The 16,569-nt window shown below is 47.5% G+C and carries 22 protein-coding genes and 1 tRNA gene; 9 read left to right on the forward strand and 14 right to left on the reverse strand.

Going from position 1 to position 16,569, the window contains the following annotated elements:
• Positions 1-34 precede the first annotated feature (34 nt).
• The 4 genes from BM122_RS05505 to BM122_RS05520 form a co-directional block, all read right to left on the reverse strand.
• Positions 35-817, reverse strand: a complete 783-nt coding sequence (locus BM122_RS05505; RefSeq protein ID WP_074904350.1) for a phosphorylase family protein — start codon at positions 815-817, stop codon at positions 35-37.
• Between the two features lie 140 nt (positions 818-957).
• Complete coding sequence (locus BM122_RS05510) at positions 958-1,173, reverse strand: hypothetical protein (protein WP_074904352.1); 216 nt, start codon at positions 1,171-1,173, stop codon at positions 958-960.
• A gap of 124 nt (positions 1,174-1,297) precedes the next feature.
• Positions 1,298-1,726 carry a pyrimidine dimer DNA glycosylase/endonuclease V gene (locus tag BM122_RS05515; protein WP_074904353.1) on the reverse strand — a complete coding sequence of 143 codons (429 nt, stop codon included), beginning with the start codon at positions 1,724-1,726 and terminating at the stop codon, positions 1,298-1,300.
• Positions 1,727-1,738: 12 nt separating this feature from the next.
• On the reverse strand, positions 1,739-2,299 hold the full coding sequence (locus BM122_RS05520; RefSeq protein ID WP_442753669.1) for a lipocalin family protein: 561 nt from the start codon (positions 2,297-2,299) through the stop codon (positions 1,739-1,741).
• A 582-nt stretch (positions 2,300-2,881) separates the two neighbouring features.
• Here BM122_RS05520 and BM122_RS05530 point away from each other — a divergent pair.
• The 9 genes from BM122_RS05530 to BM122_RS23165 all read left to right on the forward strand — a co-directional run bounded on the left by BM122_RS05530 (position 2,882) and on the right by BM122_RS23165 (position 6,781).
• Positions 2,882-3,124 (forward strand): type II toxin-antitoxin system ParD family antitoxin, encoded by a 243-nt coding sequence (locus tag BM122_RS05530; protein ID WP_083398349.1) that lies wholly within the window; start codon positions 2,882-2,884, stop codon positions 3,122-3,124.
• Positions 3,125-3,136: 12 nt separating this feature from the next.
• Positions 3,137-3,418, forward strand: a complete 282-nt coding sequence (locus BM122_RS05535; RefSeq protein ID WP_256211905.1) for a type II toxin-antitoxin system RelE/ParE family toxin — start codon at positions 3,137-3,139, stop codon at positions 3,416-3,418.
• Between the two features lie 132 nt (positions 3,419-3,550).
• On the forward strand, positions 3,551-3,895 hold the full coding sequence (locus tag BM122_RS05540) for a SpoIIAA family protein (protein ID WP_074904360.1): 345 nt from the start codon (positions 3,551-3,553) through the stop codon (positions 3,893-3,895).
• A gap of 582 nt (positions 3,896-4,477) precedes the next feature.
• Entirely contained in the window at positions 4,478-5,329 is an 852-nt protein-coding gene (locus BM122_RS05545) for a GNAT family N-acetyltransferase (RefSeq protein ID WP_074904362.1), read from the forward strand.
• Positions 5,316-5,501 carry a hypothetical protein gene (locus BM122_RS22265; RefSeq protein WP_143083331.1) on the forward strand — a complete coding sequence of 62 codons (186 nt, stop codon included), beginning with the start codon at positions 5,316-5,318 and terminating at the stop codon, positions 5,499-5,501. The genes BM122_RS05545 and BM122_RS22265 overlap by 14 nt, the downstream gene beginning before the upstream one ends.
• Before the next feature lie 241 nt (positions 5,502-5,742).
• A complete protein-coding gene (locus tag BM122_RS05550; RefSeq protein ID WP_074904440.1) occupies positions 5,743-5,940 on the forward strand; it encodes a type II toxin-antitoxin system HicA family toxin in 198 nt (65 codons plus the stop codon).
• The gene (locus BM122_RS05555; protein ID WP_074904363.1) at positions 5,937-6,176 is read left to right on the forward strand and encodes a hypothetical protein; all 240 of its coding nucleotides are present in this window, start codon (positions 5,937-5,939) and stop codon (positions 6,174-6,176) included. Before BM122_RS05550 ends, BM122_RS05555 begins: the two co-directional genes overlap by 4 nt.
• Before the next feature lie 57 nt (positions 6,177-6,233).
• A complete protein-coding gene (locus BM122_RS22270) occupies positions 6,234-6,545 on the forward strand; it encodes a hypothetical protein (protein WP_143083332.1) in 312 nt (103 codons plus the stop codon).
• Positions 6,546-6,607: 62 nt separating this feature from the next.
• Positions 6,608-6,781 (forward strand): hypothetical protein, encoded by a 174-nt coding sequence (locus tag BM122_RS23165; RefSeq protein ID WP_177198054.1) that lies wholly within the window; start codon positions 6,608-6,610, stop codon positions 6,779-6,781.
• 276 nt (positions 6,782-7,057) lie between these two features.
• Here BM122_RS23165 and BM122_RS23170 read toward each other — a convergent pair whose 3' ends face one another.
• From BM122_RS23170 to BM122_RS26525, 10 genes are all read right to left on the reverse strand, one after another.
• Positions 7,058-7,225: a hypothetical protein gene (locus BM122_RS23170; protein WP_177198055.1), complete on the reverse strand. Its 168-nt coding sequence runs from the start codon at positions 7,223-7,225 to the stop codon at positions 7,058-7,060.
• Positions 7,226-7,559: 334 nt separating this feature from the next.
• Positions 7,560-7,636: transfer RNA gene (locus BM122_RS05560), tRNA-Arg, on the reverse strand.
• A 176-nt stretch (positions 7,637-7,812) separates the two neighbouring features.
• Positions 7,813-8,376, reverse strand: a complete 564-nt coding sequence (locus tag BM122_RS05565; RefSeq protein WP_074904365.1) for an NADPH-dependent FMN reductase — start codon at positions 8,374-8,376, stop codon at positions 7,813-7,815.
• A 117-nt stretch (positions 8,377-8,493) separates the two neighbouring features.
• A complete protein-coding gene (gene ycaC, locus BM122_RS05570; RefSeq protein WP_074904367.1) occupies positions 8,494-9,120 on the reverse strand; it encodes an isochorismate family cysteine hydrolase YcaC in 627 nt (208 codons plus the stop codon).
• A gap of 53 nt (positions 9,121-9,173) precedes the next feature.
• Positions 9,174-9,833: an isochorismatase family protein gene (locus BM122_RS05575; RefSeq protein ID WP_143083333.1), complete on the reverse strand. Its 660-nt coding sequence runs from the start codon at positions 9,831-9,833 to the stop codon at positions 9,174-9,176.
• A 69-nt stretch (positions 9,834-9,902) separates the two neighbouring features.
• Positions 9,903-10,769 (reverse strand): pirin family protein, encoded by an 867-nt coding sequence (locus BM122_RS05580; RefSeq protein ID WP_074904370.1) that lies wholly within the window; start codon positions 10,767-10,769, stop codon positions 9,903-9,905.
• Positions 10,770-10,918: 149 nt separating this feature from the next.
• Positions 10,919-12,535 (reverse strand): MFS transporter, encoded by a 1,617-nt coding sequence (locus BM122_RS05585; protein ID WP_256211901.1) that lies wholly within the window; start codon positions 12,533-12,535, stop codon positions 10,919-10,921.
• 14 nt (positions 12,536-12,549) lie between these two features.
• Complete coding sequence (locus tag BM122_RS05590; RefSeq protein ID WP_256211902.1) at positions 12,550-14,556, reverse strand: amidohydrolase; 2,007 nt, start codon at positions 14,554-14,556, stop codon at positions 12,550-12,552.
• Between the two features lie 96 nt (positions 14,557-14,652).
• Complete coding sequence (zwf, locus tag BM122_RS05595; protein WP_074904373.1) at positions 14,653-16,143, reverse strand: glucose-6-phosphate dehydrogenase; 1,491 nt, start codon at positions 16,141-16,143, stop codon at positions 14,653-14,655.
• 90 nt (positions 16,144-16,233) lie between these two features.
• The gene (locus tag BM122_RS26525) at positions 16,234-16,515 is read right to left on the reverse strand and encodes an NAD(P)-binding domain-containing protein (protein WP_074904375.1); all 282 of its coding nucleotides are present in this window, start codon (positions 16,513-16,515) and stop codon (positions 16,234-16,236) included.
• Between the last annotated feature and the right edge of the window lie 54 nt (positions 16,516-16,569).

Raw genomic sequence — 16,569 nt, forward strand, 5'->3', positions numbered from 1 at the left:
CTGAAACGAATGACGATTCATAAAAAATATTCCTTTAACTGTTTGAATCGATATCTTGTAACAGTGTTGCCCGAGTAAATCCTTGCCAGTCACGCGCCAAGGCATCGATAATCGCCAAGGTCTTCTCAGTCAGGCTGATGACAGCTGTAGTAAAGTTTTTTTGAAACTCGCTCGGTGAGTCGGGGTGAGTGTCAATTAAATCGGTAACTGACTTGATGGCAAATATCGGCGTACCGGTGATATATCCCACCCAGGCGACAGCAGTAGCTTCCATTTCCTTCAGAACTGCGCCATGAGAGGCGATCGCCGCCAGATCCTCGTTAACAAAATCAAGCGAGTTGCCACTGGAAATATTGCCGAGCGAAAGAGTAAGCTCACGTGCCAAATGGCTAACATCCAGCGATGGATAAGCGCCTTTACCAAACTTGTCCCAACCGGGAAGCGGAATGCGATGGTCATGAAAATAAAAGGCTGAGTCGCTTAAGTAAACCTTCCCTATGGCGGCGCCATGTTTGGCAAAGCTGCCAGCAGTACCGGCACTCACCAAAATATCAGGCTGAAATTCCGTCACAGTCGCGAAAGCAGCGACCGCTGCCGGCTCAGTACCGATGCTATCAACCTGATAGCGGCGATCCTTTCCCGGGATAGTGATAGTCAGTTCCAGAGAGGCGGTCGGGCAATCCTGATAAATTCCGTGATAGAACTTTAGCGGCAGACGTTCATAAAAGGGACGTGGTACCAATCTCTTCAATTCCAGAGCATCAATCAAGCCTTGAGCCTCGGATTCCATCGCCATAATCAGGGAAAGCTTCGGCATACATGAAATCATTGGCTGGAATCCGATTGCATCGGATCTGGAATAAGTGCGCAATCGAGATTGGGCATCTCAATGAGATATAAAAAGTAAGCCATTTTCAATCAGGTGCACTATACGTAAAGCCAGTCGCATAGTCAAACTTACGGTTGAATGATCAAAAAGCTCTGTTTCGGCTCAAAACAAGAAAAAGTGTCAATCATTGTACCTTGCAAAATGAACAAATTAATTAACTGACTAACAGTACTGCAATGAACATTAAAACAAGCTGCAATTTCAAACATTGTGTAATGTTTTGTTTTGTCTATTGCATTCATCGCCTCTCCTCTATCAATAATGCCGGCAACAATTTCGTCCATTGGTTTCTTGGGCGATTTCTTCGATTACTTGGTAATATGAATACACCTAGGGCTACGTATCATGAATGCATTCATTCACTTCATGCGTTATGCAATGACTGACATTGTGGTTTTGAATTGGCATTCATACTATTTCCCAGTCTTCCACATCGCCAGCAACACTATAAAACAAGGGATGAAGTTCAATCTCTATAATGTTCTTGAATTTTTCGTGTAAATTTGGGTCTCTGTTTTTTAATTTATGCAGTAAATGCTTGAACTCGTATTGGATTTGCCCGCTCGTAACAGGAATTTTATCTTTAAAGACCAAGTCGATGATCTTAGTTTTGTTGAAATGATAATTTCTTCGATCAGCCTCTTCGGCGACTGTTTTTAAATAGCAAGCAATTGCCGCAGATGGATTATCCGTAATTTTAAACCGCATCAACTGCGGGTGATTTTTATAGCCTTTGCTCTTTCCAAGCAAAACATTTTGAGCCAGCAAACCTTCTCTCCAAAGCGCTACCAGGCCTTTTGTATCCAGATATTTGGGATGGATTGACCAAAGCCGCATACAAAGACGCCCTTACTTTGCTAAATCTTGCTCAGTAAATATGAATCCATTGGCATCAAAGCCGAGTTCTTTTGATTTTTTGACAAATCGTTCTTTCACGTCTTCACTGACTGTTGGCGTTCTTGATAGAAGCCACAGATAAGACGTGTTATAGCCTGATACAAAGGCGTATTGATAATTTTCCTTATCCAGATCAAATATAATGTAAGATCCATAAAACGGACCAAAGAATGAAACTTTCAGATGCCCCTCATCACGGCTTTCAACAAAATAGGCTTTTCCTTCCGCTACTTTCCACTTGTTTTCTTCAGCTAAAAATCCGCGGTTGATAACGTTGATTCCGTCGTCACTGCGTAATTCATATTCAGCTGTTACGTTACTCAACCCCCGTTCAAAAGAATGATCCAGCCGGGCAATTTCATACCACTTGCCAAGATATCTGCTTACATTAAAATTTTTAACAGGAACAACACCTTCCGGCATGCCTGTGCAGCTGATTAACAAGAAAAAGAAAAGAACTAATAATATGCGCATGCGTTTAACTTCATTAGAATTGATAATCGTAATATCCAACGATTAGAAGTATATGCCCCGTAATACTGAATGGCCATTGCAGGTCATCAGTCAGGAAAAAATATTTTGTGGATCGGCTTTCTTTAGGATGATATAAAAAGGTGTCAGTTATTGTTTCTTGCAAAATAAACGAATTGACCGACTAACAGTACTGTAATGAACATTAAAATACGCGGCAATTTCAAACATTATGTAATGTCCCGTTTTGTCTATCGCATTCATTGCCTCTCCTCTATCAGTAATGCCGGCGACAATTTCGTCCATTGGTTTCTTGGGCGATTTCTTCGACCACTCGGTAATATGAAGACACCTATGGCTACGTATCATAAATGCACTTCATTCACTTCTTGCACTATACAATGACTGACACTGAGTACAATGACTGACACTGAGGCATCCTGAAGTATCCATAAGCATTGCGTTACAAATACTATAGGTTGAAATGTTTAAAAATCCTTTAATAGATCAAGGCGAATGATCTCGTTCATGGGCAGGATATCCGTGACGAGTCAGGCTTAAATTGTTCTTGATACCAATAAATATTATAATTAGGTATAAATATTTGAATCGATGAAGTTGATTATGCCCATTCAAAAAAATACCAGCGTCACACTGGGCGAGCATTTTGAGAAGTTCCTAGCGCACCAGATAGAAACCGGGCGTTATGGCTCGGTGAGTGAAGCGATACGCGCCGGGCTTCGTTTGCTTGAAGAGCGTGAGGCGAAGCTGGAAGCGCTGCGCCGTGCTCTGACCGAAGGCGAACAAAGCGGCTCGTCTGATTATTCCTTGCAAAATGTTCTGGATGAGCTGGAAAGTGAAGATTAGATGGGATCGTTCATGCTCACGCAGAAAGCTATGGACGATCTGCTTGCCATTGGCCGTTACACGCGCAGGCAATGGGGGAAAGCGCAGCAAATCCGCTATCTGACGCAGCTTGACAGTGCATTCCACGATCTGGCAGACAAGCCCGATCTTGGCCGCGCGTGCGATCACATCCGGGAAGGATATTTCAAATACGGTGTCGGCAAGCACGTGATTTTTTACCGTCGCACAGGGAAAGGCCGGATCGAAATTGTCCGCATCCTGCATGGATGTATGGATATCGAACAGCATTTATGATGTTGTTTTTCATTAATGGGTCTGATTCCAGACCTGCAACCGCCAATTAAACAAGATGGAGTTATGTCCTGCTTTTTTCCACAAAACTGAAAGAATCATATAAATTTAATGGTATAACCCGGAGGGCTAACAATGACGATTACATTCAAAGGCATTGAGCTTGATGAAGACGGAAAATTCATTCACCTTACCATTACCGGCAAGTTGGAAAAGGAAGACTATGACATGTTTGTACCGGAAATTGACCAGAAGATTAAGCTATATGGCAAGGTCAATATGCTTGTGGAGTTGGTCGATTTTCACGGCTGGACGTCAGGAGCCGCCTGGGAAGATACAAAGTTTGGTGTACGGCATTTCAATGATATCGAGCGTTTGGCTATTGTTGGCGATAAAGCCTGGGAAAAAGGCATGGCCTATTTCTGCAAAGTCTTTACTTTAGCCAAAGTTCGCTACTTTGATTTCACAGACGATAATTGAGAGCTGCGGGCGCAATTGTCGTTCTTCTCCATATATTCCGACCGAAGGTGCAGTTTTTTTATCACCTGTACACACACAACCTTATCAAAAGCGCGATTGGCGCGGCTTCTAATATCAGGAAGTTAAAATCAAACTGATTACACAATTTGAACTGGCAGCAAAAAGCGAAACCGAGCTTTATGCATTATTGCGAGAAGCTTTTAATGAACTTATCAAAAGTGAACCCGCTAATCATTAGTGCAAAAATACTTTGGCTTCGCTAAAAAAGATTGAAAGAGAAATTGGTTCGAGAGCACAATGCTCTTGATCCGCTTTCGGCCAAAACCAGCGAATCAATTTCTTTCATTAAATCTCCGATAATCATGCTAAATAATATAATTCCATTTCCAAATCAAAAATAATATGAAAGGGAGCCGCAGACAGTAGAAATAATACGGTAAGGTGAAGCCGACAAAGTCAGTTTTGATTTAGAAATGGAATAAGGCAGTCTATACTGTCATGATCTTCAGATCTGTATATCGTTTTATTTAGGATGATATGTAGTTAGCAAGCCGAGTGGCGATATTTTTCCAGGGTATAAAAATGCGAAATAAAAACTATACAATTAAAACAATGGATAGAGAGGAAATTGATATTGCTATTGAATGGGCAGCAAAGGAAGGTTGGAACCCAGGGCTTCATGATGCGGACTGTTATTACACAGCAGACCCAACTGGTTTTCTCATTGGCTTACTAGACGAGGAACCCATCGCCACAATCTCTGCAATCAAATATGGTGAATCTTTTGGATTTCTCGGGCTCTACATTGTTAAATCAGAATATCGTGGCAAAGGGTATGGTATTCAAATCTGGAATGCTGGCCTTAAATATCTTGAAGGGCGGAATATTGGCCTTGATGGAGTTGTGGCCCAGCAAGACAATTACAAAAAGTCTGGATTCAAACTAGCCTATAGCAATATTCGATATGAAGGACACGGTGGTGGCAATCCCACTGAAAATGCTGAAATTGTGAAACTGTCCACATTACCTTTTGAAACCATTGATTCATACGATCAACCATTTTTTCCTGCAAACAGATCTCATTTTATAAAATGCTGGACAAGCCAACCTGACAGCCATGCCTTGGGCATCATGCAGAGCGGAAAACTAGCAGGGTATGGTGTGATTCGTGCTTGCCACACCGGTTACAAGATTGGTCCTCTTTTTGCGGACAATCTAGCATTAGCTGAATCTCTTTTTTTGGCTTTAAAATCCACGGCGAAACCGTCGGAACCAGTTTATCTTGATACGCCAAAAGTCAATCAGGCCGCTTTATCATTGGCAGAGCGCCATAATATGAAAGTTTCGTTTGAAACGGCAAGGATGTATACGGGTGAAATACCTAAAATTCCGCTAAATCGACTTTTTAGTGTGACGTCCTTTGAAATCGGGTAGCCTAGGATTGTTCCCTTATGCTCTAGTCATGGCTGACTATACCATGTGGATCGACCACCGCTATGGCGAATCAGCAGGCCTTTCTCCACCATTGAACCGGGCTGTGAAGCAGGAGGAAAAAAGAAAGCGGGAATGTCAAATGAAAGGTCTGACCCCGATGACGTGCGAATAACTCTTTTGCATCTTCTCCTCTCGCTTCGCCTTTTAAGTTTCTAGGTTTCAATTGAGGCGAAAGGTATCCTGACACATAGGGATGTTGCTCGAGAGTTCGAGTTGCAGTTGCAGCGGGATGAAAGCCAGGGGTCAGATCTTGAAGTGAGAGTGTGTAAGTATCCCTAACTTGATAATGCAGTGGAGAAGCTAACCCGGCCCCCTGATTTTCATTGTTATGCGAAGAATACAAGGACAAGCTTATGCCACCAAAAATTAGGGATTTAATCACAGAGCTGGAGAAGGTGGGATTCGTGAATCGTGGTGGAAAAGGAAGCCATCGAAATTTTGTTCACCCGAGAGCACAGAAACCCATAACGATTTCCGGTAAACTTGGGGATGACGCAAAACATTATCAGGTCCGAGCAGTGCGCTTGACCCTAGAGGAGTTGAAGAAATGAAAGACAGCGCGAAATACGCAAAGATTGTCGAATGGTCGGAAGAAGATCAGTGCTATGTAGGGAGCGCGCCCGGGCTGATTCTCGGCGGTTGCCACGGTGATGATGAGAAACAAGTCTTTGAGGAACTGTGCCAAATCGTCGAAGAAGCTATAGAACTTTATCGCAAGGATAACAAACCCTTGCCACCAGCCACTTCCGGTCACGACCTTGCCAACAGCTTACAAAACATCGCATAACCAACCCATCCAGCCGACGCCAAAAAGCGACGCGGATGATGGGCGGCGCTGGGCCTCATGAAGCAAAACGCCGACCCTGTTGACAAGTTCTACTCGGAGCCTAAAGCGTACATCGTCATGTTCCGCGGGCTTGTGTCTGCCTTAGGCGCCATCATTATCGGCGCCACTATCTTCGGTCAAATAAGAGCAGGCCGCTTCCCCGCGTATTGGGACTTGCGATTTCTCTTCTATTTCCATTCGGTTGCTATTTCATTCTTGTCATCCTCACGCATATGGGATGCTCGCTTTTCCCTGTTCGGCTCGACTCTGAAGGCATCAAAACATCCAACTCAATCGGCATACCAGCATTCGTGGCTTGGAGTGACATAAGGTCAGCGTCGATGCGCGATATTCAATGACTTCCTTATATCTTTCTTGACGTTGAGGGTCGAATGTCGACCGTAACCATTCCCATCTGGCTACGCGATCCGCAAGGATTTGTAGCGGCGGTTCGTCGATACGCCGAGCCAACAAATCCATTAGCCCAACTTGCTACTTCAAGTGAGGCCCAACCCGGCAGTCAACAGGCGCTGCGCAATGAAGCCGCGCAGCGTCTGTTACTTTGAATATTATTATCTCTGTTAAAAATGAATTTTGCACTATTTCACCGTCTGCTTCGAGTGGAAAGCTGTCATTTAAATTAACAACCTCAAACATCATTCAAATAAAAATATAAGTCATACCATCGAGACGTTCCTTTATTTTTTTCATTAACCGGTAAAATTATTCGGAATGATTATGTTCCGCGGTGTGACAAAGTTCGTGCAGCAAAACGTTATATACGCTCCCTGGATGCTTTCACCAAATGCGAATTGAGCGGTAATTGTCCTTTGGGCGAGCAGCTACCCATTGGATTTGCAGGATAATAGTCTTATCGGTAGTTTTTCTTTTACCCATAGTGTTTGTGAAAGCACTTGATCCAGTCTGCGGTCGAACACTCCTCTCGCTTTGACTTCCAGTACGCCACACAGCAGTTTTACTTCCGGCGCAGATCGCGGTGCTTCATGCACGTTCAACACATGTCTACGCCCCGGGTAGAAATGACATTTGCCACTTATATATACGGTGAGGCAGAATATTTTCACGCGGGCTTTCAAAATAGCGCATTTGGCGAGAGGCGGTCTTTCAGTGCCGCTTCCGGATCTTCTATATCTGACTCGATCGCTTTATTTTGTTTTAAACTGACTAGCTACTAGGCGCCATTAAGATTAGCCACAAAATTACAGGGTTGAGCAATTTAACGCTTTCTTTCTAGATAGTAGCTGGATTGGAATGGTTTCTTTGATGAAACCTGATTGTCTTTCGGTACTAACAAATAGATGTAATAATTTTTTTTCTAAAGATTGGCGCGCCCGGCAGGATTCGAACCCACGACCACTTGGTTCGAAGCCAAGTACTCTATCCAACTGAGCTACGGGCGCTAGCTTTTCCTCAATATTATGGGAGTATTATAGCAAGCATCTTGTTCGGCAGAAAATTAAAATTTTTCTGAGATTGAGCAACCAAATTGCACTCACCTTCAGAATAACAAGCTACTGATGTATTTGAATTGCCTTGCAATAATATGTGGCGAAATTTCCCTGCTTAAAGCGCAAAATTACTGCTTCAGCATGAGCGTCCAGACGTAAAGTGCCTTGAGCAAGCTCCGGATATGCTCGCGCGTTGCTTCATCAATCAATCTGCCATTCTGATCAAAAACAGTCTGCGCGTTGCTAATCATCACTTCGGGTCGGTTAAGCAATCGCACATCCAGGAATACTACACTTTGACGCAAATGATATTGAGCCCGCGCCGTGCCGAAACGGCCAGGGCTAGCGCCCATTACCGCAGCAGGCTTACCAGAAAAAGGCTGTTCGGGTGGACGCGAGACCCAGTCAATCACATTCTTGAGCACACCGGACATGGAGTAGTTATATTCTGGTGTCACAAAAAGCAGTGCATCAGCAGTTCGAATTTGCTCACGCAAGTGCTCCACTGGTGTGGGGAATCCCTTAGCGTAGACATCTTCGTTATACAGCGGGATTTCCGTGATATCCGCTATGGCAATATGCATCTCTGCAGGCGCAAGATGAACCGCCTCTCGCAGGGCTGCAGTATTATAAGAACCTTGCCGCAAACTGCCAGAAATACCCAGCACATTTATTTCATTTGATTTCACCATGATTTTCCTTCGTTATCCCGACTGAATTTCCGAGAAAATAACTTTTGTGGCTGATCCTGCGCTCAGCCACGGTTTGAAGCTGTGCTTAGTTCACTCACCTATTCGCTTACTACTTGCTTACCTACTCGCTTTGATTGCGGTATAAGCAGTGAAAAGATTACGGTAATCGGGAATATGATTGGAAAACAGAGTGCCAAGACCCTCCACATCATTTCGCCAGTCACGATGCAGTTCACAGGCCACCGCAAACCAGCTCATCAACTGCGCACCCGCTTCTGCCATGCGGCTCCACGCCGCTTCGCGCGTCACTTCATTAAAAGTGCCTGATGCATCCGTCACCACAAATACCTCAAATCCCTCTTCCAAAGCAGAAAGCACAGGAAATGCCACGCAAACCTCGGTAACGACACCAGCGATAATCAACTGTTTTCTACCCGTTTGTTTGATTGCTTCAACAAAATCTTCGTTATCCCATGCATTAATTTGTCCTGGGCGGGCAATGTAGGGCGCATCCGGAAAGGTTTGTTTTAATTCCGGCACCAGCGGGCCATTCGGGCCATCCTCAAAACTGGTGGTCAAAATAGTCGGTAATTTAAAATACTTGGCTAAATCAGCTAAAGCCAATACGTTATTCTTGAATCTATCTGGTTCGAAATCACGTACTAATGACAGCAATCCGGCCTGATGATCGACCAGTGCGACGAGCGCATTATTTTTATCCAGGCGATAATAAGTATTACTCATTGTATTTCTCCTTATAATGTGTAAAAGAAGACAGCGTCAACGCTTAGAATCCATCAATTCGCCCTCCTGGCGACTTGCTGCGCTTTCTGGTAGCTCTGGATCAATAGCTGATAATGGAGCATCGCGCCTGAATAAACTTGAGCCCATTCCATGGCATTTGGTCGACTCCATGATTTTTGTAATTCTGCCAGCGCTGCCATGGTATCGATCGGCACCACGCCTGCCTGAGCCAAACGAGCGATCGTTACATCTGTTGCTATTTGAGACACGCTACCCGAAGCATCGATCACCGCGAAAACTCTATACCCTTCATGAACCGCGCTGATACAGGGAAATGTCAGGCAAACACTCGTAAGAGTGCCCGCTATGATCAGTGTTTTGCGTTTGGTTGCTTTTACAGCAGCAACAAAATCAGGGTTGTCCCACACATTAACTTCTCCGCGGCGAGCGATGTATTGGGCATGTGCTGCAAACTGATGAACTTCTGGAATAAGCCGTCCATTTGGACCTTGCGGAACCGATGCTGAGGTAATGACGGGAATTTTCTCCGCAGCTGCTGCCTTGGCCAGAGCAGTTACATTGGCTCGTAGCTCAAGAAGCGGAATATCTTTGACAATCTGAAACAGACCGCTTTGATGGTCAAGCAGTAACATTGCTGCATCGCTTGAATCAATCGTGGGTACCCTTCCATCGAAGTTTAATGGTGTATCCATAGCCATACCTCCTTTCAACTAAATATCTCAGGCGGATAACCCTCTCAGCTAACTGACTGAGAGGGAAAACTAATGGGGCAATTGCCCGAAATGTCCGCTATTAAAATCTGCAATCGCCTGATCGATTTCAGCCTGGCTATTCATGACGAAAGGACCTTGCCCAACAACCGGTTCATCAATCGGTTCGCCACTAAGCAGAAGCGCCACCACATTCTCCTGGGCATAAATCGATAGCATTTCACCACTGCGATCGAGCGATACCATTTGCGCTGCTTTTACTTGCGCTTCACCATTGACCAATACTGCCCCATGCAAAACGATGAGCGCTGCATTCCAGCCTTCGGGTAACGATAACTCGGCTGACTTTCCATGGTGCAAGCGCAAATCCCAAACATTCATCGGTGTAAACGTGCGCGCAGGTCCTGCATGACCTTGGTAGTTTCCGGCAATCACGCGCACAATACCTGCTTCCTCAGGGAGCATCACCACTGGAATGTCTGTTTTGAGGAGCGTCTGGTAGTGCGGTGCAGTCATTTTGTCCTTGGCAGGCAGATTGACCCAGAGCTGCACCATCTCCAGCCTGCCACCCGCATGTGTAAATGACTCGGAATGAAATTCTTCGTGCAGAATGCCCGAGCCCGCAGTCATCCATTGCACATCACCAGGGCCAATCACCCCACCTTGGCCGGTTGAATCCCGATGCGCCACTTCACCATGGTAAACAATAGTGACCGTTTCAAAACCACGGTGCGGATGTTGCCCTACCCCACGCGGCCGCTCGGCAGGCGCAAGATCGATTGGACCTGCATAATCCAGCAGCAAAAACGGACTCAATAATTTTCCATGGTTACGATAAGAAAAAAGCGATCGTACGGGAAAACCGTCACCTACCCAATGGAGAGGAGGCGCATCGTAAATACCTAAAATTGTTTTCATCATCATCTCCTTACATGATTTATCTGATAATTGGATAAGACCCAGTGTACATCATCTGAATAGCCCGCATTATCAGCTATCATCGTTCTAATTAGAGAGCAATAAGCCATCAATGCCTGAGCCCCATCAGATAACTCGCTTTCCTTTCATCAATCATGATGGGTTGTAGGAATTGCTTGCAAATGATTGCCTGCAGACGGCGTAACAGCATGCGTCACGCGCGGTGGCGTTGCGCCACGGTGCAAGGCAATAATTTTATCTTGCAGGATTTTGTCGGCGGCAGAGACACGGGCATGTTGGCGCAGATGCACAAGCCAGGATTCAACCGTGAATATCTCAATAAATCGTCCATGATCCTCGACATCCTCAAAAAATCCCCACTGAATAGCACCGTCGCGGCGGCGAATGATTCCCAACTCCTGCATCAACAAGTAAAACGCATCGCGATCCGCATCGTCGATACGGTATTCCAGCGTCACCAGAACAGGACCATGATCATGTGAAACGAACGCGCTCACAGCGGGCTCGCCCCAATGACTAGACGGTGTGTAGTCATGATGCTCGCCCAGATTAAGTTTAAATCGCACTGTGACAGGAATCAGAAAAAGCGCCAGTAATCCTGACGCCGTTAAGGCCAGCGGCAAGCCGATAATCCCTGCCACTTGCCCCCATCCGAGCGATCCAGCTGTCATCGCACCAAAAAACACCATCTGAAAAATAGCCAGGCCGCGCGCACGCACCCAATCCGGTAATGCCATCTGTGCCGAAACGTTCAACGATGCTACCGCGATAATCCATGACATGCCGCCTATCAATCCGGCGGCGATACCAATGCCTGTGCGTTCACCATGGGCAAACGTCAGCGAACACAGCGCTGTTCCTGCCGTTGCCAGCATTAGGATCTTATCCGCACTTACATGTTTTTTCACCACTGGCAGCAGGAATGCGCCTGCCACCGCACCGACCCCCAGCGCAGTCAGTAAAATGCCATAAAGGCTGGGATCGCCCTGTAATATCTCCTTTGCCACCAAGGGTAACAATGCCCAGTAGGCAGAGGCGCAAATGAAAAAGGCCAGAGCACGGAGCAGGGTATGACGCAGTGGCGTGCTATGCAGCGCAAAGCGAACACCTGCGCGCATGGCACCGACCAAGCGCTCTCGCGGCAGCGTATCCGCTTGCGTTGCGGTGGCATGCCACCATACCAACGCTGCCACTACGGCAAGATAGGAAACGGCATCAAGCAATACCGTCGCTACTGCCCCCGCCGCTGCCAGAATAAAACCACCCAATGCAGGACCGATAGCTCGGGCGATATTGATGCTCACCCCATTCAAGGTGATGGCGGAGCCTAGCGTATCCCGTGGCACAAGACGCGGGATGATCGCCTGCCAAGCGGGCGTAGCGAAAGCTGCTCCCACACCGGTTATGAAAGTGAATAGCAGCAAAATCCAGGCATTGACACCGTCTTTCCATAGCAGGCCGGCAAACAGAAACAGTGCCACCGCCAGCAGAATCTGTGGCCATAGCAATAGCTTGCGGCGATCAAAGAGATCGCCCAGCGCCCCTGCAGGGAGCGCAAACAGGAAGATCGGCAAGGCTGTCGCCGCCTGTACCATTGATACCATCAAAGGTGATGGCGACAGTTCTGTCATTACCCAGCCGGAAGTGACATTGAACATCCAAGTGCCGATATTCGAGATCAGTGTCGCTGTCCACAACACCGTGAAAACGCGATGTTTGAATGGAGAAAATGTCGATCCAACCATTCCGCCTGACATGATCAATAGGCAAAGCAGCCGCAGCCGATAGTCCACGGATGGTTAAAGCCGGGTCTCTTCTGCTCTTGTTGCCCGCTAAGGCCCAACCAGTAGGAAAGCTTGCCATCATGTTCATGCACGTGATCATGACGGCATCCTAACGCCATGGAGGCGCTGGCAACGCCAGGTACAGACTTGGCATTAACCTGCTGATAGCCACCAAAATGACGCACTGGCGACCAGTCGGGACTGACCGGTGGTAAAGGCATGTCATGCGACTTGAATTCCGCATCGGCATAGACGATTTTACCGCCCACCACGGTCATGACAGCAGCGATGTCCTTGATGGCTTCCTCCGGTACCGTCATAAAGTCATGTGACAGCACTGCAAGATCAGCGTATCTGCCAGGCATCAGAGCGCCCTTAACCTTTTCCTCATTAGATTTATAGGCGCTACCCAGTGTCCAAAGGCGCAGGGCTTCTTCGCGCTCCAGCCGGTTGGCATCGCCATAAAGTGGCAAGCCGCCGACCGTCTTGCCGGTCACCAACCAGTAGAGCGATACCCAGGGATTATAGCTGGCCACGCGCGTCGCATCGGTGCCGCCACCCACCGGGATGCCCATATCGAGCATCTTGCGGATTGGCGGGCTGTGCTCTGCGGCAAGCTTGCCGTAACGATCAACAAAATACTCACCTTGAAAAGCCATGCGGTGCTGCACGGCAACACCGCCATTCAAGCGCTGAATGCGTTCCAGATTTTTTTCACTAACGGTTTCGGCATGATCGAAGAACCAGCGTACATCGCCAAATGGGATATCGTAGTTGATCGTTTCGAAAACATCCAGAGCGCGGCCGATGGTTTCGTCATAGGTCGCATGCAGACGGAACGGCCAGCGATTTTCCACCAGGAAACGCACGACCTCGCCCAGTTCTTTTTCCATATTGGCTGCCATATCGGGGCGCGGTTGCAGGAAATCTTCAAAATCAGCGGCTGAAAACACCAGCATTTCACCCGCGCCATTATGACGCAGATACTCATCGCCGCTGTAAGGCTTGACCATGCCTACCCATTTTTTGAAGTCCGCCAGTTCGCCGCCCTTATTCTGGGTGAACAAATTATAGGCAATGCGTACCGTCATCTGCCTGTTTTCGTGCAGTTTTTCAATGACTTGGTAATCCTCCGGGTAGTTCTGATAGCCACCACCTGCATCAATACAGCTCGTCACACCCAGGCGGTTCAGCTCACGCATGAAATGGCGTGTTGAATTGATCTGGTCGCTCATCGGCAGCTTAGGTCCTTTAGCCAATGTCGCATACAGAATCAGTGCGTTCGGCTCGGCGATCAACATGCCAGTCGGATTGCCTTTCGCGTCGCGCTCGATCCGGCCACCAGTAAAGTCAGGCGTATCCTTTGTAATCCCTACTGCCCGCAGCGCCGCTCTGTTGAGTAGCGCACGATCATACAGATGCAGGATGAAAACGGGTGTTTCTGGTGCAACCGCATTAATTTCTGCCAGGGTCGGCATACGGCGCTCTTTAAACTGGAATTCGCTCCACCCGCCGACTACGCGCACCCATTGCGGCGCAGGCGTGCGATCAGCCTGGATTTTCAGCATGGCCATGGCATCCGCCAGACTGCGTACCCCATCCCAGCGCAACTCCATATTGTAATTCAGCCCGCCGCGGATCAGGTGCAGGTGGGAATCATTGAGACCGGGAATAACGCGCTTGCTGCCCAAGTTGATCATTTTCGTATCAGGCTTCGCCAGCGCACGGATCTCCTTATCCGAGCCAATAGCTGATACAAATCCACCTGCCAGTGCAATGGCCGCCACCTCGGGATTACGCTCATCCAGTGTGGTAATTTTTCCGTTGTAGAAAATCACATCAGGCTCATTATTTACCATAGCATGAACCATCTTTGGAAACAGATTGAGATAGCGCCCTGCTAACAATCCTGTACCCAGCAGCACGCTGCGCTGTATAAAAGTCCGGCGTTTCAGGTTCTCGATAAAAGAATTTCTTTTCATAAGCTCTTCCTCCTAAAACCAAGAGACAGATGCAGATAAATGATATCAGCGATAATCTGGACGCCAAGACAATTGAATCAGACTATCCCCGAAGATTTACAGCTCGTTGCGCCAGGTCTGATCGTCGTTATCAAACAGGCGGTTGGCTTCTGTCGGACCCCAGCTTCCGGACGGATAGATTGGAATAAATTCACGCTCGACCAGCCAATGTTTTAAAATGGGATCGACAATCCGCCACGCCCATTCCACCTCGTCAAAGCGGATAAATAGCGAACGATCACCCTCGATGACGTCGAGTAATAGTGTTTCATAAGCATCAAGTGCCTGCTCGTCAGTTTTGAGGAAACTCGCGTTCATCTGCATCACGCGCGTGTCCATGTCAAGACCTGGTTGCTTGACGTGAATTTCTAAGCGCATCGATTGTTCGGGCTGGATCGACAGCAATACCCAGTTCGGCGCGATGAATTCCAGCGGGGTCTCGCGGAAAAGCTGTTGCGGGGGATGCTTGAAGCGGATTGCGATCAGTGATGCCTGCTTCGCCAGTCTTTTGCCTGTACGCAGATAGAACGGAACGCCACGCCAACGCCAGTTGTCGATGTAAAACTTTGCGGCAACAAAAGTCTCAGTGAGGGAGTTGATCTCGACATTCTCCTCCTGCTGGTAACCTACCACTGTCTGTCCGTCGATGTTACCAAGCGCATATTGCGCGCGCACTGCGTGCGCATGAATCGCGCGCTTGGCAATCGGTCGGATCGAGCGCAATACCTTGACCTTTTCGTCGCGCAGCGCATCTGCCTCAAGCGCGACCGGAGGCTCCATCGCTACCACAGTCATCAGTTGCATGAGATGATTCTGCAGCATGTCGCGCAAGGCACCGGCACGATCATAGTAGTCGGCGCGCTTTTCGATCCCAATCGACTCAGCTACCGTGATCTGCACATGATCGATGAAGTTACGATTCCAGAGTGGTTCAATCAGTGTGTTGGCAAAGCGAAACACAAGCAGGTTCTGCACTGTTTCTTTGCCGAGAAAATGGTCGATGCGATAGACCTGCTCCTCATCTAAATACTGATGCAATAAACGATTCAGCACCTGCGCTGATTCAAGATCTTCGCCGAAGGGTTTCTCGATCACCACTCGGTTCATACCGCGCGGCTGGTTGAGTCCAACTGCTTGGAGATTCTTGATTACCACAGCGAAATCAGCGGGTTTGATTGCGAGGTAAAATACTGTACGCGAACAAGCCGGTTCCGGTGGCAAGTTGGCTACTAGCGCGCGATATGATTCCACATCGTTGAGATCACCTCGATGGTAGCGAAAGCGGGCGAGGAAGCGCTCGAACACCGGACCTTCCAGCTTGGCTTTGACTTTGTTAGCCAATATGCTGCTCAGGTATTCGCGCCAGCTGTCAAGTGTCCAGTCGCGACGGGAAAAAGCAACGATAGTAAGCCTTTCCCCCAGCCGTGAGGCTACTTCCAGATGAAACAGTGCAGGCAAAAGCTTGTTTGATGCGAGATCACCTGTTGCACCGAAAATCACGAATGAACACGGCAAATTCTCTAATTGAGGCATCTTCGAGCTATTCATCTCCATTCTCCTTGATCGCATGACCGCCGAAGCCATGCCGCATTTTAGCAAGCAGTTTTATAGTATAGTCGTTCTTATTCCATTCCCAAATCAAAAATGACGCGAAGGCGAGTCGCAGATAGTATGAATAATACGGCAAGGTGAAGTCGACAAAGTCAATTTTGATTTAGAAATGGAATGACCTTCCGTGGCGAAACGGATCGTGCCAGTGAGAGCGCTTGTATGAATGGCTGTAGGCGTCCGGTTTCCTTGACTAGCGGCCTCGGCCACGTCAAATGTGCGGTTCATTACCACTATTTTCATGCCTTTCCGGGCAAAACGGTGCGCCATATTATCGCCCATCTGCCCTAAACTCATGATGCCGAATTTCATGCCTCTCTCCTGTGATGTAGTTCGATCATCAGGCCACAGACTTATCGGGTTAAG

This window comes from Nitrosomonas communis, assembly GCF_900114745.1.
Taxonomy (GTDB): domain Bacteria; phylum Pseudomonadota; class Gammaproteobacteria; order Burkholderiales; family Nitrosomonadaceae; genus Nitrosomonas; species Nitrosomonas communis_A.